Annotated in this window: 26 protein-coding genes and 1 pseudogene; 21 read left to right on the forward strand and 6 right to left on the reverse strand. The window is 66.0% G+C overall.

The window, feature by feature from the left end; genetic code table 11:
- Positions 1–149 precede the first annotated feature (149 nt).
- The 4 genes and pseudogenes from I4J89_RS41335 to I4J89_RS41345 form a co-directional block, all read left to right on the forward strand.
- Positions 150–833, forward strand: a pseudogene (locus I4J89_RS41335) (IS481 family transposase); the annotation flags it as partial.
- A gap of 57 nt (positions 834–890) precedes the next feature.
- The gene (locus I4J89_RS52295) at positions 891–1,334 is read left to right on the forward strand and encodes a DUF2283 domain-containing protein (protein WP_507236532.1); all 444 of its coding nucleotides are present in this window, start codon (positions 891–893) and stop codon (positions 1,332–1,334) included.
- A 1,060-nt stretch (positions 1,335–2,394) separates the two neighbouring features.
- Complete coding sequence (locus I4J89_RS41340; protein ID WP_196419682.1) at positions 2,395–3,267, forward strand: helix-turn-helix domain-containing protein; 873 nt, start codon at positions 2,395–2,397, stop codon at positions 3,265–3,267.
- A gap of 37 nt (positions 3,268–3,304) precedes the next feature.
- Complete coding sequence (locus I4J89_RS41345) at positions 3,305–3,505, forward strand: DUF397 domain-containing protein (RefSeq protein ID WP_196419758.1); 201 nt, start codon at positions 3,305–3,307, stop codon at positions 3,503–3,505.
- Between the two features lie 241 nt (positions 3,506–3,746).
- Here I4J89_RS41345 and I4J89_RS41350 read toward each other — a convergent pair whose 3' ends face one another.
- The 3 genes from I4J89_RS41350 to I4J89_RS41360 form a co-directional block, all read right to left on the reverse strand.
- The gene (locus tag I4J89_RS41350; protein ID WP_196419683.1) at positions 3,747–3,926 is read right to left on the reverse strand and encodes an HIT family protein; all 180 of its coding nucleotides are present in this window, start codon (positions 3,924–3,926) and stop codon (positions 3,747–3,749) included.
- Positions 3,923–4,150, reverse strand: a complete 228-nt coding sequence (locus tag I4J89_RS41355) for an HIT family protein (protein ID WP_196419684.1) — start codon at positions 4,148–4,150, stop codon at positions 3,923–3,925. The genes I4J89_RS41350 and I4J89_RS41355 overlap by 4 nt, the downstream gene beginning before the upstream one ends.
- Positions 4,151–4,316: 166 nt before the next feature.
- Positions 4,317–4,829 carry a hypothetical protein gene (locus I4J89_RS41360; protein WP_196419685.1) on the reverse strand — a complete coding sequence of 171 codons (513 nt, stop codon included), beginning with the start codon at positions 4,827–4,829 and terminating at the stop codon, positions 4,317–4,319.
- Between the two features lie 613 nt (positions 4,830–5,442).
- Here I4J89_RS41360 and I4J89_RS41365 point away from each other — a divergent pair.
- Positions 5,443–5,904: an NUDIX hydrolase gene (locus tag I4J89_RS41365; RefSeq protein ID WP_196419686.1), complete on the forward strand. Its 462-nt coding sequence runs from the start codon at positions 5,443–5,445 to the stop codon at positions 5,902–5,904.
- A 103-nt stretch (positions 5,905–6,007) separates the two neighbouring features.
- Here I4J89_RS41365 and I4J89_RS41370 read toward each other — a convergent pair whose 3' ends face one another.
- Together I4J89_RS41370 and I4J89_RS41375 are read right to left on the reverse strand one after the other, a co-directional pair.
- Positions 6,008–6,526 (reverse strand): GNAT family N-acetyltransferase, encoded by a 519-nt coding sequence (locus tag I4J89_RS41370; RefSeq protein WP_309238701.1) that lies wholly within the window; start codon positions 6,524–6,526, stop codon positions 6,008–6,010.
- A complete protein-coding gene (locus I4J89_RS41375; RefSeq protein ID WP_196419687.1) occupies positions 6,523–7,287 on the reverse strand; it encodes a GntR family transcriptional regulator in 765 nt (254 codons plus the stop codon). The genes I4J89_RS41370 and I4J89_RS41375 overlap by 4 nt, the downstream gene beginning before the upstream one ends.
- A gap of 145 nt (positions 7,288–7,432) precedes the next feature.
- On the opposite strand from I4J89_RS41375, the gene I4J89_RS41380 reads away from it, so the two are divergent.
- From I4J89_RS41380 to I4J89_RS41455, 16 genes are all read left to right on the forward strand, one after another.
- Positions 7,433–8,290, forward strand: a complete 858-nt coding sequence (locus I4J89_RS41380; RefSeq protein ID WP_196419688.1) for a hypothetical protein — start codon at positions 7,433–7,435, stop codon at positions 8,288–8,290.
- A gap of 63 nt (positions 8,291–8,353) precedes the next feature.
- A complete protein-coding gene (locus I4J89_RS41385) occupies positions 8,354–8,803 on the forward strand; it encodes a single-stranded DNA-binding protein (protein WP_196419689.1) in 450 nt (149 codons plus the stop codon).
- Positions 8,803–9,672: an FtsK/SpoIIIE domain-containing protein gene (locus I4J89_RS41390; RefSeq protein ID WP_196419690.1), complete on the forward strand. Its 870-nt coding sequence runs from the start codon at positions 8,803–8,805 to the stop codon at positions 9,670–9,672. Before I4J89_RS41385 ends, I4J89_RS41390 begins: the two co-directional genes overlap by 1 nt.
- A 67-nt stretch (positions 9,673–9,739) precedes the next feature.
- Positions 9,740–10,123 (forward strand): hypothetical protein, encoded by a 384-nt coding sequence (locus I4J89_RS41395; RefSeq protein ID WP_196419691.1) that lies wholly within the window; start codon positions 9,740–9,742, stop codon positions 10,121–10,123.
- 114 nt (positions 10,124–10,237) lie between these two features.
- Positions 10,238–11,152, forward strand: coding sequence for a DUF6197 family protein (locus I4J89_RS50420; protein WP_230860486.1), 915 nt, complete (start codon positions 10,238–10,240; stop codon positions 11,150–11,152).
- Positions 11,149–11,595 (forward strand): nucleoside triphosphate pyrophosphohydrolase family protein, encoded by a 447-nt coding sequence (locus tag I4J89_RS41405; RefSeq protein WP_230860487.1) that lies wholly within the window; start codon positions 11,149–11,151, stop codon positions 11,593–11,595. The genes I4J89_RS50420 and I4J89_RS41405 overlap by 4 nt, the downstream gene beginning before the upstream one ends.
- Positions 11,592–11,888 carry a hypothetical protein gene (locus I4J89_RS41410; protein ID WP_196419692.1) on the forward strand — a complete coding sequence of 99 codons (297 nt, stop codon included), beginning with the start codon at positions 11,592–11,594 and terminating at the stop codon, positions 11,886–11,888. Before I4J89_RS41405 ends, I4J89_RS41410 begins: the two co-directional genes overlap by 4 nt.
- On the forward strand, positions 11,885–12,550 hold the full coding sequence (locus tag I4J89_RS51795) for a hypothetical protein (protein ID WP_309238702.1): 666 nt from the start codon (positions 11,885–11,887) through the stop codon (positions 12,548–12,550). Before I4J89_RS41410 ends, I4J89_RS51795 begins: the two co-directional genes overlap by 4 nt.
- On the forward strand, positions 12,547–12,846 hold the full coding sequence (locus I4J89_RS41420) for a hypothetical protein (protein WP_196419693.1): 300 nt from the start codon (positions 12,547–12,549) through the stop codon (positions 12,844–12,846). Before I4J89_RS51795 ends, I4J89_RS41420 begins: the two co-directional genes overlap by 4 nt.
- Positions 12,843–13,115, forward strand: a complete 273-nt coding sequence (locus tag I4J89_RS41425) for a hypothetical protein (protein ID WP_196419694.1) — start codon at positions 12,843–12,845, stop codon at positions 13,113–13,115. Before I4J89_RS41420 ends, I4J89_RS41425 begins: the two co-directional genes overlap by 4 nt.
- Positions 13,112–13,501 carry a hypothetical protein gene (locus tag I4J89_RS41430; protein ID WP_196419695.1) on the forward strand — a complete coding sequence of 130 codons (390 nt, stop codon included), beginning with the start codon at positions 13,112–13,114 and terminating at the stop codon, positions 13,499–13,501. The genes I4J89_RS41425 and I4J89_RS41430 overlap by 4 nt, the downstream gene beginning before the upstream one ends.
- Positions 13,498–14,868, forward strand: coding sequence for a hypothetical protein (locus I4J89_RS41435; RefSeq protein ID WP_196419696.1), 1,371 nt, complete (start codon positions 13,498–13,500; stop codon positions 14,866–14,868). The genes I4J89_RS41430 and I4J89_RS41435 overlap by 4 nt, the downstream gene beginning before the upstream one ends.
- Complete coding sequence (locus I4J89_RS41440; protein WP_309238703.1) at positions 14,865–15,731, forward strand: deazapurine DNA modification protein DpdA family protein; 867 nt, start codon at positions 14,865–14,867, stop codon at positions 15,729–15,731. The genes I4J89_RS41435 and I4J89_RS41440 overlap by 4 nt, the downstream gene beginning before the upstream one ends.
- Positions 15,728–17,455 (forward strand): replication initiator, encoded by a 1,728-nt coding sequence (locus I4J89_RS41445; protein WP_196419697.1) that lies wholly within the window; start codon positions 15,728–15,730, stop codon positions 17,453–17,455. Before I4J89_RS41440 ends, I4J89_RS41445 begins: the two co-directional genes overlap by 4 nt.
- A gap of 53 nt (positions 17,456–17,508) precedes the next feature.
- On the forward strand, positions 17,509–17,697 hold the full coding sequence (locus I4J89_RS41450; RefSeq protein ID WP_196419698.1) for a helix-turn-helix domain-containing protein: 189 nt from the start codon (positions 17,509–17,511) through the stop codon (positions 17,695–17,697).
- 2 nt (positions 17,698–17,699) lie between these two features.
- The gene (locus tag I4J89_RS41455; RefSeq protein ID WP_196419699.1) at positions 17,700–18,935 is read left to right on the forward strand and encodes a tyrosine-type recombinase/integrase; all 1,236 of its coding nucleotides are present in this window, start codon (positions 17,700–17,702) and stop codon (positions 18,933–18,935) included.
- 19 nt (positions 18,936–18,954) lie between these two features.
- On the opposite strand, the gene I4J89_RS51150 is transcribed toward I4J89_RS41455, so the two are convergent.
- On the reverse strand, positions 18,955–19,623 hold the full coding sequence (locus I4J89_RS51150; RefSeq protein WP_444876227.1) for a M15 family metallopeptidase: 669 nt from the start codon (positions 19,621–19,623) through the stop codon (positions 18,955–18,957).
- Positions 19,624–19,851: the final 228 nt, after the last annotated feature.

Below are 19,851 nucleotides of genomic sequence, written 5' to 3' on the forward strand. Positions count from 1 at the left end.
CAACGACTACAGCCGCGAGGTGAGGCAACACCGCAGCAAGATCAGAAGAACGCACGGCGGCCGACCATACACAGTGGATCAGAAGACGCCAGGGTCAGTCTCGGGTCACGAAAAGTGGGTCAGATCCAGATTTCAGAAAGCGCTGACAGGTGTCCCGCCAAGCGGTGCATCGCTGGGTCGGCTGGTATCGCGATGAGGGTCTGGACGGGCTGGCGGATCGGTCTCACCGGCCGCGTGCGCATCCGGCGCAGACCAGCCCGGAGGTGGAGGCGGCGATCTGCGAGTTGCGCCGGACGCATCCCCGGTGGGGTCAGCGGCGCATCGAGTTCGAGTTGGGCCGCCATGGCTGCCCTGGCCCGATTCCGTCGGTGAGCACGATCTACCGGGTCCTGGTCCGGCACGGCCTGGTCGACGCCGTCCCTCGTTAACGCCGTCGGGAGGACTACCGGCGCTGGGAACGGGCGGTGCCGATGGAGTTGTGGCAGCTCGACATCGTGGACGGCATCCGGCTGGCCGACGGCTCGGACACCAAGATCGTCACCGGGGTGGACGATCTTGCCCGGTTCTGCGTGATCGCCACGGTGGTGCGCCGGGCCACCGGCCGGGCCGTCTGTCAGGCGTTCGCGGACGCGTTGCAGGCGTACGGATTCCCGGATGAGGTCCTGACCGATAACGGTAAGCAGTTCACCGGACGGTTCACCCGGCCCCGTCCGGCGGAGGTGATGTTCGAGCGGATCTGCCGGGAGAGCGGCATCGTCGCCCGTAACACCAAACCGCGGTCGCCGACGACCACGGGGAAGGTGGAGCGGTTCCATCAGACCCTGCAGGTAGAGCGGCGGATCAGCAGCCGCGGCGCCCTAGCCATCGCCGGGCAACGTATTCACGTCGGCATGGTCCATGCCGGGCGCACCGTCACCGTCGAGGCCGCCGACACCACCTGGCGGATCTACCACGGCGACGAACTGCTCGCCGAAGTAGCCCGAACTACCAGCAAGAACATCGCCCGGTTCAAGGTCCGCAAACCGGAACCGCCGCGTCGGCCCGCCAGCGTTGACGGTGTTGTCAACCTGACGATCATGTTCATCGAGGCACGGATACCGCTGGTCTGCTCCTACGACAGCGATGCCGACGCTGCATACATCTACCTCGACCATCCCATCCCTGCTGGAGCGGCCGAGCAACTGGTGCCATTCGAGCCCGAGGATGGCATGTTCAACCTGGATCTCAACGCCGACGGCCATGTCCTCGGTGTTGAGATCATCGGTGCACGCAAGTACCTACCGCCCGCCCTACTGCAAGCGATACTTGCCCAGTCCCAGGACACGAACGAATGATCGTCCTCTAGCCGGAGCTGTCACGCATCATCTGACCGTGATCCGTAACGGATCAAGTGGAGCCCGACAGGGCCGCGCGGCAGGGCCGCGCGGCAGGGCCGCGCGGCAGGTTGTCCTCCGTCAACTGATGTGCGACACGCGTTCGCCAGGTGATCTGCGACAGCGGTCTGTTTCGGCATCCTGTGCTCGACGTCTCCGCGCCCGAGTGCTGCGCCCCGAGCCGGCCGTGTCTAGCGGATGACCAGTGCTACAACAACCATGGCGAACGCCAACAACACAAGAGCCGTCATGGCTCCGGCCGCGGCTAGGGCGCGAAGTACCTCCCTCAGGGGTGAAAGGGCGTGCCGCAACATGTTGAGGGCCGCAAGAAGCAGCAGGGCGGCCAAGGCGAGCAGGACGGTTCCTGCGACTGGCGTGTCCCAAGGCTGTTGGGCCTGTTGCGCTAAGAGGTCTAGGCTGTTCATGGCCGTTCCCTTCGGTGATAAGGCGTCGTTGGGGGGATGCGGATCTGGAGGGCGTCCATGGGTGCAACCACGGGCGCCCTTCGTCTGTGGAGAGGTGAGCCCATACCCGGAGAGCTGCCCGGTCTGGGCCTTGTCGTCCGGGGACGTTCCGCGAGCAAGTACCGAATAGCTCGCTTCCGCCGAGCGGGCACTGTTTTCGTGCTACGCCCGACTGCGTTTGGTTGATCACGTATGGTCAACCTGTGCGCACCGCATAGTCGCTTGACAAGCCATCGATTTGGCATCGTTTTCGGCTGTGCCATGTCGGTCCATGTCACTGCGCGTCCGGCGAGTCTTTGGCGGCGGTCGGCGGCGGACAGCATCGTTACAGCACAAGTTAAACAACTGTTGCCCTAGCCGCATCGCCTCCTTTCGTTGAGGCTCCGGGCTGGGCCGAATAACGAAAGGTTAGGTGATCTATCGACACGCCCGGCAACTACATGATGACGGAGCGAGAGGCAGTTGCCAAGTGGCAAGTGCCAGAAGTAGGGTTGCCCTGCGGCAGTTGCCAGGTGGCACGTGGCCAGGTAGCAATATCACGCTGGAGGTGACGGATCGTGTCCACTAACCCTGGACCGATAGTTAGCCGTCGCCAACTTGGTGCAGCCCTGCGCCAACTGCGGTTGGATGCGCGGAAGACCATCAAGGATGCTGCCGAAGATTTACAGGTCCACCCTGCGAAGATCAGCAGACTTGAGACCGCGCAGCGAAACATCTCCGTGCCGGACGTTCTCGCCTTGCTGAACCTTTACGGCGTTACGGACAAATCAACCCGAGAAAGGCTCATGAAGCTTGCTCGGGAGAATAAGCAGCCAGCGTGGTGGGACAAGTTTACCCTTGGCCCCGCTCTGGAAAAATTCATCGGGTTGGAGGGCTCCGCTAACAAGATTAGCGACTTTCAGCTCCTGATTCCCGGACTCCTCCAGATAAGAAGGTACACCACCGCAGTTCTCGATGCCTTTCCTTCGCGGCCTGATCTTCCTCTCGCCAGGGAGGACGCGATCGAGCTGCGAGCAATGCGCCGCGAAAAGCTCAGCCCAGAGACCGTGCTGGATGTCATCATAGACGAGACCGCCGTGCGCCGCATCGTTGGCGGGCGCGAAGTAATGAGGGATCAGCTGGAACACCTGATCCGGGTCTCGTCCTCGCCTGATGGTGTCAGCCTGCGACTGATCCCGTTCGCCAGCGGGGCACACGCGGGTGCCATGTCAGGTTTCACTGTTCTGCAATTCGACTCCGATAGCGATGGGTCGTCGTCTGGGCTAACCGACGTCGTCTACATCGAGGCGATTTCAGGCGGCATCTACCTTGAGCGGCCAGAGGATGTTTCCGAGTACTTGTCGGCTTTCTCCTCGCTTCGAGAGCGGGCCCTGACTGCGGCGAAAACGATTAAATTCTTGCAAGCTATTGCCGAGGATCTTCGTCCTTGAGCCTCATTGGAGAGTAGGGCAAAACCTAGTGACCGAGATGGAATCGTCAACGCGTCTAGCTTGGCAGAAGTCGTCTTATTGTGGAAATAGCACGTGTGTGGAAGTGGCCTTCACGGCCTCTTTTGTCGCTCTCCGAGATGCGAAGGATGTTAGCAAGCCGGCCCTACTCTACTCCCACGAGGAGTGGGTTGCATTCCTTGCTGGGGTAAAGACCGGGGAGTTCGATCTGCCCGACTAGTCACGTGAGGGAATTCGAGGCCGAGGGTCAAGGGTGATGCTGGCCCTCGTCCGTAGCTCTAAGGTTGCAGGTCTTGCTCGGCGCGGAGTTCTGGTCTGTTGGTCCTTATCCAGGCCTCGACATCCTCACGTCGCCATACCCGGCCTTGGATCAGCTTGTCGTATGAAGTTCGGCTCCAGCGCCTGTCCTTTAGGTAAGTCGGCTGCGGGTGGAACGACAAGTCAGCAGCCGGCGGTCTAGCTCACATGAGCGTTCGAAGCGCCATGGCGTCGGCCCGAAGCTCGTCAGGCCTGATGCGATCCTCGGAGCCGTCCTGCGGGAGCAGTGGAAACGGCCTGCCGGGGGCCGGGTCCTGCGCGAATCTCGGCAGCAAGTGCGTGTGCAGATGCGGCACGGTGTTGCCGAGCGTCTCGTAGTTCATTTCAGTGGTCGGTAGTACTGTGCGAGAGCCTCGGCCACCTTGTGAACTGCCTGCCAGTACCTACTGGCCTCGTCATCCGATAGCTCGTAAGGCTCGACGACATGTCGTCTACGCCAGATGACCAGCATGTAGCCGCGTTGAATCCGGGCTCGCTGGAGAACGGCATCGACTTCTGGTGTGGAGTAGATGAAGGTGCCGTACTCACGGCTGCGGAAGAAGCCCAAAAGCGCGACTTTAGAGAGTCCTCCCGATGAATGACCAGTTCGGTTATAGGTCCTGTGATCAAGATGGTCCCCCGTGTGTATGGCAGGGGCGCTCCAACCAAGCCTGTTGACGGCAGCCTGGCGCGAACGATGAGACCGGCTTCGGCCTATTGGTTGCCTTGGGGGGTCAAGCAGTCGTTTCGCAATGGATACGATGGCCTTCCGTCTTCTTTTTAGGCGAGGAAATGCTATCGCGAGCTGCCTTGTACTCCAGGATTTCAATCTCTAGATATACGGGACCCATTTCTAGCTCCGCGATGGGCTCAGGAAAACCCGCGGATTTCTTGAGTTGGCTGATGCGCGCCTTGGATCGGCCAAAAATTTCGGCCATTTCTCCAGTGCCTGCCAGCCGAAGTCTCGGTCGCATTTGAGCCGGATGCGTATCGACGGCATAGGGTGTTAAGGTCGAAAGCGCTGTCGCCTTTAGTAAATCTTCGAAGCTTGTAAGTGCCACGAGTGTGGCTCGCGAAGCATTTTCTGCGGAATTCTTGTAGTAAATCACGATTTCGCCTGTATCGCTGAAAGATATGTGCTCGTATCTGTCGTCCGCGCCGAGCAGTCTCTCGCGTACAACATCGGCCGTAAGCCCTTTACTGAGCCTGGGGCTGGGCCGCTCTAGTTTTATAACTGTCAACCACATGGCCTCTCCTTGACTTGTGCGGCGAGGTTCGGATGGACATCGAACCTCGCCGCGCTACCCTATTCTGCTTGTGGTTTGCTAACTCTCACCTCAATGATGGCTGCCGTCATAATCGCGACAATCAATGACAGAATCAGATCTCCGCCGGTGCGATGCCAGGTGAACATCCCCATCCCCGCCATGGTTACGCAGAGAACTAAGACGTGAAGTGGGATCTTGGATGGCGGCTGGCGGTACAGAGGAGGGTCTGCGAACTTCTCGTCGGGGGTAGGATGCATACGTACTCCTTTGGTTGAGGGGCAGTGATCTACTTGGTGGTTGGCCACTGCCCCCTTACCGGACCATCCGGCAACACTCAGTCAACACTGTCTCGTGGATGCAATGACGGACACGGAGTGCGACTTAGCCTCAATGATTGCCTTTCCCCCAGGGAATCCTTGGTGAAATGATTTAAGTCTTCTCGACGAGCCGGGCAGACCAGCGGAGGGCGAGGGTCGAGCTGACAGCAATGGGCACAGGTGATCTCAGTCAATGCGATCTTGAACCGGACAACCTTCCGAGGTCACAACCATCTAGGACGAGTACCGTCCTGGCAGTGTGGAAATCGGCCTAGATGAGTCGCGAGGATCAACCGGTCGTGGCGGCCGTCATTGTCCAGGGCGGCCGAGTTCTGTTGATCCGCCGCGCCGTAGGAGAAGGCCGGCTCTCATGGCAGTTCCCTGCAGGGAAAGTCGAGCCTGGCGAGCGCACCCATGCGGCGGCGGTGCGGGAGACGCTTGAAGAGACAGGGCTTGCGGTGCGGGTGGTTGGTGACCTCGGAACGCGTGTGCACCCAGAAACCGACCGAACGATGTTCTACCTTGCGTGTGAAGTCGAGAACGGGACCGCTTATCCGGCAAGCCAGGCAGAGGTGGCGGAGGTGGCATGGTGCGACCTGGAGGCCGTCGCCGCGCTTGTCCCGTACCCGCTTTATGGCCCGGTCCAGCGGTACTTAGATGATCGTCTCGCGCGGGGGACGGGCCAGCGAGACGAGTGCCGGTCTGACAGCAACGCTGACAGCAACCGACGCAGATGATCTCGGTCAGCGCCATCTCGCGGCGGACGATGTTCCGAGCTCACAGCCTTGTGCAGACGATGCCAGATGAATCGCCCCGGAACTTACAAGCGAGGGGTCGACGTTATACGGCCCTCTGAAAGAGAGCGCCGGAGCCGCGGTGCGGCAGGTCCACCACTCGTACCTGCTCGAACCCCTGGCTTCGGTAGTACTCGTGCAGCGTTGGGTTCGTGCGCCATGCGTCAAGCCTGAGCCATCGACGACCGGCTTTCTTAGCTCGGTCATTTGCCCAGTGAAGAAGCTGTCCGCCGATGCCGCGTCCCGCATGGCTTCTCTTGACGATCATGCGATGGACGTAGAGCGCGCTTCCGGGGTCATCCTCATCGGTCCAGAACTCGGGATCCGCAAACGAATCGAGGGTGATCGTGCCGATAGGTTCCTGATCGTCGAGAACGATGAAGCACTCGCCCTTCGCGATCGATCGAGCGATGCCGGAGCGGACGTGATCGATGGAGAGGCGGCCAGTTTGCATGGGCTGCCACTGATCGGACCCTTTCTGTGCAAGCCATGCACTGGCCTCGCGGTGCATGGCCGTCACCGTGTCCAGATCAGAGGGGAGCGCCGTACGGATGGTCAGGCTCACGGAGCCTCAGCAGGGTCGGAAGGTAGACGGAGTCGTTCGAAAGCGATTACATGGCGATCGCCGGGCAGGACGTTAAGGACCACCCGAATCGGGCGACCGTCCTCGGTGAACCCTGTGACGACGTGGTAGGCGACGGGGGTTCCCGGGCCGAGCTGAAGCCGTTGGGTCTCAATTGGCGTGGGCATGCGGACGTAGATCTCGTCAAGTGCGCGAACCTGAAGGAAGCCTTTTTCGGCGAGCACCTGGTTCGCGCCACGCGCGATGTCATCGGGGCGCATGATCTCGCTGTCTTGAGCCAGCGATAGCGGGAAGTAGCTGTCGTTGGTGTTGTACGGCTCGCCGTCGAGATACCGCACGCGGCGTCGCACCACGGTGAACTCTCCGTCCGCGAGGCGAAGCCGGCGCTTAACGTCTGTCGGCGGCTCGACGATGGCGACCTCGATCGTCTGCATCGGCTCGCGACCTGTAGCCGAGTGCTCAGCGAGGAAGACGTCCATTTCGGGCGAGAGCGGCCGAGGTCGAAACTCCTGCTGCGGTCGATACTCCAACGGCCTACGGTCTCGCACGAAGTAGCCACGTGGCCGCGCTGCGATGACCAAGCCTTCGTTGACCAACGCCGAAATTGCCTGGCGAGCAGTGTTTCTGGCTACCTGGTAGCGCTCGGTGAGGTCGGCCTCGGTGGGAAGGCGAGTGCCCGGCGGTAGCGAGCCATCAGTAATCCCTGCTCGGAGTTCCTCGGCGATCTGCTGCCAGACGGGCATCTGCCCGCGTCGCGTTATAGGCAACCTGCCACCCCCTTCATCGTATAGACAGTCTAGTTCTTGGCCTTGACAAGAGCCATGCGGGCCCGCATCTTGGATATTGTCTAGTCGGTACAGACCGTCTGTACGAGAGGAGGTGACGTAGATGGCGAATGGACTGTTCAACCGAGCTCCGGTTGGTGCTGTGGCGATCGTCGAACCGCCGGTGTCGCAGTGGTACGCGCGGCGTGCCCGGGTTGCGTTCATCGGCGTGAGTTTGGGCTGCTGGGCCGTCGCGACGATGGTGCTCAGCGCGTCGACGCCGTTGTGGATCGCGGTGTTGCTGGGCTTGGCTGCCGGGCTGGTGGTTGGTCTGGTGGCCGCGCTGCTGGTGCGGGTCTGGCCGGTGTTGCGGGCGTTGTGGTGGTGGTCGCTGGAGATCGCGACTGCGGCGGTCGTGGTAGCAGGTCTGTCGCTGCTGGCGCGGGTCTGGTCGTGGCGGCTGGCGCTCGCGGCGCTGCTGTTGGTGGTGATCGCCGGGTTGTTGGCTGATCCGGTGCGCCGGTTCGTGTGGGCGTGGTCGTGGTGTGCGGTGGATCGTCACCGGCTGCGGCTGTACTTCGCTGGGCTGGCGCGTGCTTCGGGTGGTAGCCGGGCTGGGTTGTTGCCGCTGATGTTGTGGGCGCGGCCGACGCCGGCCGGTGAACGGGTGTGGCTGTGGCTGCGTCCCGGTCTGGAGCTGGCGGATCTGGACGGTAAGGCCGGGCGGATCGCGGTCACCTGCTGGGCCAAGCAGGTCCGGGTGGTCGCCGCGTCGGAGCGGCACGCCGCGCTGGTCCGCGTTGACATCGGTCGTCGCGACTCGCTGGCCGGCCGTATCGATTCACCGCTGGCGCTGCTGATCCCGAGCCTGCGCTTGAAGTTGACGGACGCGCCGGTGTCGCCGGCTATGCCGCCGGTCGGCCTGAACCTGGCCGACATTCCTGATCCTCCGGCACCGGAACCGCGCAATGGCCGCCGATGACCTTCCCCGGTTCGCGTGCCGGAAGTCCTGTCCGACGCCATCACCAATAAGGGAGTGAGCTAGATGGCGAACGAAACCACTATCACGATCGTCGGGAACCTCACCGACGATCCGGAACTGCGGTTCCTGCCCAACGGCACCGCGATGGCGAAGTTCATCGTCGCGTCGACCCCGCGCATCTTCGACCGCGAGTCCGGGCAGTGGAAGGACGGCGACCCGCTGTTCCTGCCGTGCACGGCGTGGCGGGAGATGGCGGAGCACCTCGCCGAGTCGCTCAACAAGGGCACCCGCGTAGTGGTCCAGGGTCGGCTGAGGTTGTCGCGGTGGGAGACCGAGCAGGGTGAGAAGCGCTCGGCCCACCAGTTGGACGTTGAGGAGATCGGCCCGTCGCTGCGGTTCGCCACGGCGAAGGTCGCCAAGACGACCCGCAGCAAGAGTGACGGGTTCACCCCGGCGCAGGCTCCGGACAACGCGTGGGACAGCGCCCCGGCTGACGCGAAGGTCGGCTTCTGATGCCGCCTGTCCTGACCGCCGACGCGGGCAACGGTCCAGTAGACCTGGGTCCGGTGCTGTCCATCTTCGACCCGGTGCACATCGGGATCGACGAGTTCGGCCAGCCGAAGCTGGTACCGCTGATCGAACGCAACATGCTGATCGGCGGCGAACCCGGGTCCGGGAAGTCGGGTCTGCTCAACGCGGTGGTCGGGCATGCGGCGATGTCGCTGGACTGCCGGCTGGTCCTGTTCGACGGCAAACGCGTCGAGCTCGGGCAGTGGCGTAAGTGCGCTGACGCGTTCGTCGGCCCGAACCTGGAGCAGGCACTGCTGGTGCTGCGCAAGCTCCAGATGATGATGGACCGCCGGTATGACTACCTGGAGGACTGCGAACGCCGGAAGATCATCCCGGCGGACGTGTTCCAGGCCTACCTGGTCGCCTTCGATGAGCTGGCGTACTACTCGGCCACGATCGGCAGAAAGGTCGACCGCGACGAGTTCTCGATGCTGCTGCGTGACCTGGTCGCGCGGGGCCGGGCGGTCGGCATCATCGTCGTCGCTGCCACCCAGCGACCGTCGTCGGACATCATCCCGACGTCGCTGCGGGACCTGTTCGCGTGGCGGTTCGCCGGCCGCTGCACCAACGACAGCTCGTCGGACATCGTCCTCGGGCACGGCTGGGCGCAGAAAGGCTGGTCAGCCAACATGATCAGCCCGAACAACCCCGGCGCGGGTCTGCTGATCTCCGAAAGCGGCAGCCCGCAACTGATCAAAGTCGCCTACCTGGATGACCGCACCTGCGCGGGCATCGCCGCCTACGCGGCCACCCTGCGCGACGCCGTCCGCGACAACCCACCGACCGGCATACCGGTCCTGCGGGCGGCCTGACGCGCCTCGATACGACCCGGAACAAACCGGGCGGACAACATCCACTCTGGAAAGGGGGCCCTATCTGATGGCCCGTCCACTACCCGTCCCGCGACCCGACACCCGGGTCATCCACTACGTCGACACGTCGATGCAAGCCGACCTGGAGCGGCTGACTACCGCTGAGCTGGCGACCCGCCGCGCCCAGCAACACGCTCTCTACCTGCGGTGGAAGGACCGGCAGGCGGCGATCGCCGAACGCGACCGCAAGGCCCGCCGCTTCTGGACCGGCTTCGGCGCGGTCATCGCCGTCATCGTCCTGGCCGCGCTCACGTTCGGCGGCTGGTGGCTGTGGAACGCCCTGACCACTGCCGGTCTCGGCGCTCTGGCGATCCCGCTGCTCATCGCGGCGCTGTCGGTGACCGCGATCGGCGGGCACCGCTGCATCACGATCGTCGAACACCGGCACTGACCAGCACCAACACAACCGCATTCCGAGCGGACGACACCAGGAAGTACCGACCAAAGCGCTTCTGGTGCCGCCGCCCCTAACACCAACCCACATCCGATGGAAGGAGTCGGCACGATGAACCCTACCCAGCAACTGATCGCACTCGCCGCTGACCGTGGCTATGTCCTCACTGAGGCCGGCCGCGTGGCGGTGCAGTACCCGGACCTCGACTCGATGGCTGAGGCTGTTGAGGCTGTGCGGCAGGGCGTCAGCCCTGACCAGATCATGACTGAGGACTGGGACGGGCTGTCCTGGTTCGAGCCTGCCGTCTCGCTGGGTGCGGCGCCGCATGACAGCGCCTACTGCCGCGAGGGTGGCAGGCCGCATCTCGGCCCCTGCGTCGAGCCGGACGCGAGCGATGCCCTCACCGAGGTCGGCCGGCGGGCGCTTAACGAGGCGTGCCGTTGTGGTGACAGCGACTGTGCTGACACCTTCGGCCGGGCTACAGCCTGTCAGGATCGTTCCGGGTGCTGCCAGTTCTGCGGCTATTCCAGCTGCGATGTCTGCGGCTGGACCGATCCTGCCGACAGCGCCGACCCGCCGGAAACGGTGGCGCAGGTGCTGCGGTCGGCGGCTCTGTACCTGGAGCGGCACGGCTGGATCCAGGGCTGCTACTACGACGGCACGACCGGTGTCTTCACGCCGCCGGCCTGCCTGGTCGGTGCGATCGGCATGGTTTGCTACGGCGGACCGGTCGACGCCCCGGCGGAACACCGCACCGACCCGGGCTACCCGGACTTCGAACAGGCCGTGCTGCACCTGGACCGGTATCTGCTGGTCGAGGACGGCTCGGAATCGTACGAGTTCAACGACGCCCGAGGCCGCACCCTCGAACAGGTCACGCACGTCCTGCGGGACGCGGCAACCCGCCCGGCCGAGGAACTCCTCGATGCACTGCGGGCGATCAACGAGATGAACGACCGCCTCGCCGAGTCCGGCGTAACGGTCGAGCAGATCGTCTCACTGCTGAACGGCGGTGACTTCCGATGAGCGAGGTCACGGTCCGTGAGATGCAGGCTTCGGCCTGGGCGAACAAGCTGGCGAAGGGCTTCAACACCAGCGACGTCGCTGTGGAGTTCGGCCTGCTGTACGGCGAGATCGCTGAGGCCTTCGAGGCCTGGCGTCACCGCCGGACGGAGAGCCTGACAACCGAGCTGGCTGACGCCGCGATCTACCTGCTGAGCCTGGCTCAGATGACCGGTGTCGACCTGCAAGGAGCGATCACGTCCAAGCTCGCGGTCAATGCCGGCCGAGAGTACCGGCGCGATCCGGCGTCCGGCTCGCTCGTCAAGGTCAAGCAACTCCGCTGCCCGCTGTGCGACAGCACAGACCACTCGTGGCGCAGCGTCATCGACGAGGGCGAAGGTCCCTTCTACTGCGACCACGATTGGCACGACGCCGAGGGCAGCACCGACGGCGGTGATGTCCGATGAGCAAGAACACCGTCAAGGCAGCCTTGACGCGCAAGCGTCGGGCTCGCGCACGGCGTAACCGCTTCTGGGCTGTCGCCGCCGTGTTGGTGCGGTTCGTGCTGGGTCGTCCGCTGGACGGCCGGGTGCACTCGAACTGCACGTTCTGGTCTGCGGGGAACCGTCGTGTCGGGCGTCCTGCCTACCTCGTCACCTGGCGGTGGTGGGCGCTGGCTCCCGGCTGGCAGCGCTGCGGTGTGCGGCTGACCGCTGTCGCGGTCGTCCTGCTCGCCGCGGTGGGGGTGGTCGCGCGATGACCTCCAAGCCGCGCATCCCGCGCAAGCGTGCCAAGCGGCACGTGGAAACCGACCAGTTCGACGCGTTCACGCGTCGCATCCTGCGCGCCTACGCCCGTCGCGTCGCCGCCGGTGACGTGGAGGCCCTGGCCCCGCTCGCCGCGCTGTCCGCCGAGGTGGACGCCGTGGTGCGCCTGGCCGTGGCCGGGCTGCGACGTAACCCTTACTCCTACTCGTGGGACGAGATCGCCCGCCGGCTTGGCGTGTCCAAGCAGGCCGCGCAGCAGCGCTACGGCGACAAGTCCGACCGGCACGCCCTGGACTCCCGGCTGCTGGAGTCCGGGCTGAGCGTGTCCGTGGCGACCCTCGCGCAGGTGTTCGCCGATCACCACCCCGGTAGCCCGGCCGCATCACGCTGCCCGGACTGCGGCTACCCGTACCCCGACAAGGTTCTCGACTGCCCCACGAACGCCACCGTGCGTCCGCTGCTGTTGCGGCGGCGTGGAGAGGACCGGGACGCGGTCGCCCGACTCACCCCTGACCAGCTCGCCGACCTGCACAAACCGACAACCGCCCGGCTCACCCGGGCTGCGGTTCGGCAGGCGGCCTCACCCACGCCGGACCCGAACCGCCAATCAGCTCTACCCCTGTTCAACCTGAGCGGAAAGGACCCGGCCCAATGACCAACAACCAATCCACCAACACCAACCCGACCAACGGTGCGACCGCCACGACCGTGCCGGCGTACCCCTACCACTACTTCGTCTCCTTCGCGCACGCCACGCGCGGCGGCTCCGGCTTCGCCAACACCGAAGTCGAGCTGTCCGTGCCGATCACCTCGATCGAACAGGTCCGCGACCTGGAGACGTACTTCGCCGAGCAGGGCTACCACGAGGCCCGCGTCATGGGCTTCACCCTGCTGCGCAACGACCTGGCCACCGCCAGCCCGACCACCGGTCGCCCTGGCGGTGACCGATGAACCCGCAACTGTGGTCCTGGCTGCTCACCGCGGTCGGCGTGTTCGGCCTGTACCTGGCCGGCCGTCGTTCCCCGTGGGGCTGGGCCGTCGGCATCGCCGCGCAGGTGCTCTGGTTCGCCTACGCGGTCAGCACACGACAGTGGGGCTTCCTGGTGTCGTGTTTCGCCTACGGCTGGGTGTACCTGCGCAACTTCCGCCAATGGCGCGCTGAACTTCGCGCAACGGACGCGGAAACCAACAACGAAGCTGGGGCGGAGGTGTCGTCGTGACACCTGCGACCTCCCGCACAGAATTGTTTGACGGTGCCCGTCGGGCACGGACGCTGCGGCGGCTGCTCAAGCTCCGCACCGCCCATAAGTTGCCGATGCCCAAGCGGATCGACTTCGGCGAGTTCAGTTCCCCGGTTGACGGCAGCGTGCTGCGCTATCTGACGCTGGAGCTGGACGATGACGTCGATGTCACCGGCTGGGCTAAGGCTGTGGACGCCGAATCCTTCGACGAGCTCTCGGTTACTGGTGACACCCACACGTGGACCCTTGCGACCGCTCAGACCGAGTGGCGTTACGACGAGCCGCGTGTCGACTGGCACCACATCCGGGTCACCAGTCGTCACAACTCCCGACCCCGAACCGACCGCACGGCGGTGACGGCATGACCGTCACCAGCCTGCTGCCGGATCCGTTGACCCCGCTGGCCGAGCGCCGCGAGGTCCTGATCGCCGGCCTGCTGCTGACAGTGCTCGCGCTGCTATGGCTGGCCCGCAAGGTCCGGAAGATCGCCACGAGCGATCGGCCGGACGATTCCCTGTCCAACCTGGTCATGCTGATCGGTCTGGGCTGGTCCTCCGAGGTGGTCTGGGAAATCACCCGGTACCGGCTGCATTTCCCGCTCGGCCTGACCCTGCTGTTGTTCTTCATCTTCGAGTCGCTGCTGACGCTGACGATGATCCGCGCGAAGCGGCACCTGCGCGAGTTCGGCTGGCCTGGCCGGTTCGGAACGACCGCATGGACGATCGCCGCCTGCATGGCGCTGGTGGCGATGGTCGCCTCGCACTCGTTGGCCGAGGCAGTACTGCGCATGGCCATCCCGCTGCTGGTCGTCAAACAGTGGTGGGACGGCCTGATCGGCGGCGCCGCGAAACGGCCCGCTGACGCCACCGCCTGGCGGTGGACACCCCGCCGGCTCCTGCTCGCCCTCGGGGCGATCGAACCCGGCGAACGCGACGTGCACGCCGTGCACCGCGAGCGGCTGACACAGCAGATGACCACGCTGTATCACCGCCTCAACCACGGCTCAGACCGGCTCAAGTCTCGCCGCACGGCGCGGCTTGCCCGGCTCAGCCTGACCGCGGATGACGCCATCATCGCCGAAGTCAAACGGCGTGGTGACCGTGCTACCTGGTTCCAGGCAGCCGATCCGCACCCTGTGCCCACCCGGGCCACCGGGGACGCCTCGCGCGTCCCGGACGCTCCTAGCGTCTCGGCCCCTGACCAGCCGGCCGCGCCCGTCCCCGTGGACGTGCCGCGCCCGGCTGCCGCAACCGAACCGGCCACCCTCGTTCCGGTAGCTCCGGAGACGGTGGCTCCCGACCGACCGGTCGACATCCCTACCCCGGATGTCGTGGCTGCCCGGCTCACCACACCCAGCCCGAAGCGTCCTGCCCGACCGGTAGCCCCTGCCCGGGGTACCGGCGAAAAGCCTGACCTGCGTCACAGCGTTGCCGAGCCGTCGGCAGATCAGCTGGCCCGTCCCGCCACCGACTCTTCTGTCACCGAGCCGGACGTGGCACAGCTGAGCCTGCCGATCGTGCCCCCGGACATGCTGCGGCGCGCCGGCCAGGTGGCCCGCCAGTACCACACCGAGCACGGCGAACCGATCACCGCAGGACAACTCGCGGCCCGACTCAAGGTGAACTCGGAGCAGGCCGCCGAAGCCCTAGCAGTTTTAGGCGCTGCACAACTCGGCCCGGACCGGCCGGAACCCGCCGTCAACGGCAGCCGCCCGAGCAAGGCGACCCGGTGACCGTCTCGACGACCAGCGTCGCACCCGCAGCAACCGCTGCGGGTGCGGCCCCGACCGCCGAGCCGACCCTGTTTTACCTCGGCACTCACCAACCGCACTGGCTGCGCCTGGGCGTGCCGTTGTTCGTCTCGGATCGGCGGCTGCGCCGCTACCGGCAGCTGCCCGAGGCCACCGCCTCGTGGGCACTGGATTCCGGCGGTTTCACCGAACTCAGCCAGTACGGCACCTGGGATACCGGCCCCACCCCGGCGGCATATGCCGCCCGCGTCCGCCGCTACCGCGACGAGATCGGCCAGCTCGACTGGGCGGCACCGCAGGACTGGATGTGCGAACCCGTGGTGCTCGCCAAGACCGGTCTGACTATCACCGAGCACCAGGCCCGCACCGTCGGGAACTACCTACGGCTGCGTGACCTCGCCCCGGACCTACCGTGGGTGCCGGTAGTCCAGGGCTGGACACCCGGCGACTACCTGCGTTGCGCCGACCGCTACGCCCGCGCCGGAGTCGACCTCGCCCGGGCGCGGCTAGTCGGGGTCGGATCGGTGTGCCGCCGCCAATCCACCGCCCTGGTAGGCGAGATCCTCACCGTCCTGCACCAGGCCGGAATCACCCGGCTGCACGGGTTCGGCTTCAAAACCCTCGGGCTGGCCCGGCACGGTCACCTACTCACCTCAGCCGACTCGATGGCCTGGAGCGCCCAAGCCCGCCGCGCACCTGCCCTGCCCGGCTGCATCACTCACCGCAACTGCGCCAACTGCGTCCGCTATGCCATGGCGTGGCGCATCCGCGTCCTCGCTGCCATCACGACCGGGACAGCACAGCCTGCGCTGTTCGGAATCGACCCGGGCGGGTGGCCGGCATGACCGCAGCACTTGCCGCACCCGCCTGGTTCCGGCACTCTACCGACCTGCGCCTGCAAGCGATTGCCCGCGCCGCGCGGCCGGACTTTGACGCCTGGCTGTCACATGTCAGGTCCGCCGCCGCGTGTACCCGGCCGGTCCGGCTGGCCGGGACCATCGCCACCGTCGAAGCGGCCACCGGCCGCTTGCTGGCCGAACGGGCGACTGCGGACATGCCGGACGGGGTGATCTACAAGCCGTGCGGCAACCGGCGCGAGTCGGTGTGCCCGTCCTGCTCGAAGCTGTACCAGCGCGACGCCTACCAGGTGGTACGCGCCGGGCTCGTCGGCGGCAAGGGCGTCCCCAAGCAGGTGGCCCACCACCCGGCGGTGTTCCCGACCTTCACCGCACCCTCGTTCGGCGAGGTCCACACCCGGATCGTCAAGCGGCACACCTGCGCCCGGCGTAAGGACTGCGACTGCCGACCGGAACCGTGCCACGCACGCCGTGACCTGACCGTCTGCCAGCACGGCGTGCGGCTGGTCTGCTTCGCCCGCCACGAACTCGACGATGCCCGGCTCGGCACGCCACTGTGCCTGGACTGCTACGACCACGACGCGCACGTCGTCTGGAACCTGATGGTCGGCGAGCTGTGGCGGCGCACCACCATCGCGATCAACCGGTACCTGACGGGCCTCTGCCGTCGACGCGGCTTCCCGTTCCACGCGGTGCCATACGTGACCGTCGACGGCGACGTCCGGTACCGCAAGGTGCCACCGTTCCGGCTCTCGTTCGGCAAGGCGGCCGAGATGCAACGCCGCGCCGTCGTGCACCTGCACGCCATCGCTCGCCTCGACGGCCGCGACCCCGACGACGACACCGCGATCCCGCCCCCACCGTCCGGCCTGGACGCCGCCGACATCAAGGCCGCGATCGACCACGCCGCCGCGACCATCGCGTTCACCACCGACACCGGCAACCCGGTCGGCTGGCGGATCGCCTGGGGCGACCAGGTCCACACCAAGCTGATTACCGTCGCCGCCGACGGCGAGGTCACAGACGCCCAGGTCGCCGCCTACCTCGCCAAGTACGCCACCAAATCGACCGAGATCACCGGGCACTCCTCGGCCCGGCTATGCGACGAGACCATCACCTTGTACGCCGACGCGCACGGTAGCCACACCGAACGGCTCATTGAAGCCTGCTGGCGACTCGGCGACACCGGCCACAACCCGACAACGGACCCGGCCGACCTGCTGCGACTGCGCACACCGTCCACCGGCGGAGTACTCGGCCCGACGCGAACCTGTCCGGCGTGCGGCACTCGCACCCGCTGCCGCACCTGCCCGGCCTGCTCCGCCCGGACCGCTGAGGAAGCTAGGACAGCCGCCGCACAGCAGATGGCCGAGACGACCGCCAAGCCGCGGCCGGCCGACCCTCGGCCCCGGCTGCGGCGCTGGGCTCACATGCTCGGCTTCGGCGGCCACTTCCTCACCAAGTCCCGCCACTACTCGATCACCTTCGCCCTGCTCCGCGACCAGCGGATCGTGTTCCGCCGCCTCCAGAACAGTGGCCCGGAACAGACCGAACCCGGCGGAGAACCGACCACCCTGATCGTCAACTTCCTCCAATTCGTCGGCGCCGGCTGGCACACCACCGCCGACGCCATGCTCGCCAACACCTCCGCCGCGATGGCCCGAGAGCACGCCGAAACCGCCAGGCACCACCTAACCACCCTGGCCGCGTGAACGGCCGTCAATCGTCAAGCCCACCTTGACGCCGAAAGAGACGGAGAGGACCGATGGCAACACCTGTACAGGAACCGTGCTGGACGGTCGCCGACGTGGCTGCCTTCCTGCGCGTGCCGGTGGAGACGCTCTACACCTGGCGCAAACGCCGCTACGGCCCACCGGCCGCCCGTATCGGTCGGCACCTGCGCTACGACCCGGACGAGGTCAGGGCCTGGCTTCGGCGACAGGAAGCGGCGTAGCCATGGGCCATGTCGAAGACCGCTGGTTCAAGGAGGTTCCCGGGCCGGACGGCAAGCCGCAGCGGGTCAGGACCGTCCGGTACGGGCAGGGGCTCCGCTACCGCGTCCGGTACATCGCCCCCGATGGAAGGGAACGCAGCAAGTCCTTCCCGGATCGCGCGAAGCGTGATGCGGAAGGGTTCCTCGCAGCGATCGAGACCGACAAGCGGAGGGGTAGCTATGTCGATCCGAACGCCGGCCGGATGCCCTTTGACGAGTTCGCCGAGACGTGGCTGCGAACCCGCCGATTCGACGAATCTGCGCGCGGGCCAATCAAGGCTCGGGTGCGGAAGCACGTCATCTCGTACTTCGGTAAGCGTCCGATCGGTACCGTCCAGCCGAGCACGGTCCGGGACTGGGATGTGGTGCTCATCGGCAAAGGGCTTGCCGACAGCACGAGAGCGGTGCTGTTCGCCCACCTGAGCGGCATTATGACTGCTGCGGTGGACGACGGCCTGATCGTCAAGAATCCGTGTTCCGCTAAATCAGTAACCGCTCCCGTTCCGGCGCTGAAGCGGATCGTCCCGTGGACGATTGACGCGGTGGCCGCTGTCCGGGAAGGGCTGCCCCCTCGCTATCGAACAGCGGTCGACATCGGGGCAGGATGCGGTGCCCGGCGCGGAGAGATCTTTGGCGTGTCACCCGAGGACTTCGACTTCGACGACGGGTGGCTGACCATTTGCCGTCAGGTGAAGCGCGTCGGCGCGCGATCGGTGTTCGGCCTGCCGAAGAACGACCAGGAGCGACGTGTTCCGTTGCCCGACTCGGTCTCGCGGGCCGTACGCGTGCACATCGACGAGTTTCCGCCGGTGCCGGTGACGCTGCCGTGGGAAGACCCGCGCCGAGACGAGCGGGTGACGGTGCCGCTGTTGCTGACCACGACGTTCCGGACTGCCTGCAAGCAGCAGGTGTTCGCCGCGGTTGCCTGGCATCGCGCCCTTGACGGCGCGGGTCTGGAGCGGACACGCGTCAACGGGATGCACGCGCTGCGGCACTTCTATGCCTCGGCGCTGCTGGATGCGGGCGAGACCATCAAGGCGATCGCGGAGTGGCTGGGTCACGCCGATCCGGCATTCACGCTGCGGGTGTACGCCCACCTGATGCCGGACAGCCCGGGTCGGGCGCGGAAGGCGCTGGATGCGTTGTTCGACGGTCCGAGCGGCTTCCACGGCCCAGCCACGGCCCAGAGCGGGGCGTGATCTCCCTATGACCTGGTCATCAGCGGTCGGTGGTGCTGAAGTGCATGTAGTCCAGGAGGGTGGTCCACCGGCCGCCCCAGGCGAAGCCGTTCGCCGTGAACGCGCGGGCCGCCCCTTCCGCGTGCACCATGCCCGGCCAGTAGCGTTCGCGGGCCAGCCAGGTGGCGCTGTTCGGCGGGTCCAGGTAGGTGTGGTTCGGATAGCTGCCGCGGATCATCGGGTTCTGGCGCGGGTTCACGTCGACGGCCAGGCCGTAGGAGTGCTGTGACCAGGTGGTCGTGCCGGCCACGTAGCGGCATTCGTAGCCGCTGGTCAGCACGCTCTTGTCGGTCAGGGTGGGCATGTTGACCGCGATCGGCTGCATCACCATGATCGGGAATCGCCAGTGGTACAGCTTGGCGAACGCGCGCTGCGTCGGCACTGCCATGCTGCGATGCATGATCAGGCTGCCGTTTCGGGCGACGCCCTGATAGTCGATGTAGCGCACCCAGATCCGGCGCAGGTCGGACGGCTGGACCGGGCACGCCTTCGCCGGGTCGCCGTTGGCCTCGGTCGCGGTCACCGTCTCCGTCCGGGTCCGCCAAGCGGGCAGTGGCGTGGCCGGGGCGGTCAGCCGCAACATCCCATCGACCTGTAGCTGGTAGCCCTTGCCCAGCCTGTTCCATTCACGCAGGTCAGCGATCCGCACGCCGTGCCGTTTCGCGACCTTGGCAAGCGTGTCACCCGGCCGGACAACATGCGCCCGTTGACCCCGCCCAACCCCTCCCAGCGCCGTCGACCCCGCCCGTCCCGCCCATGCCGGACCCGTTTGATCCGCCTCGGCCCGCGTGGCGCGGGCTTCCTTCGGGCGGCCTTCGACGGGCCCGCCCCGACCAGGCCGAGCCGGCGCATCCTCCGCCGGGTTCGCCGCCTGTGC

This window comes from Actinoplanes aureus, assembly GCF_015704865.1.
Classification (GTDB): domain Bacteria; phylum Actinomycetota; class Actinomycetes; order Mycobacteriales; family Micromonosporaceae; genus Actinoplanes; species Actinoplanes aureus.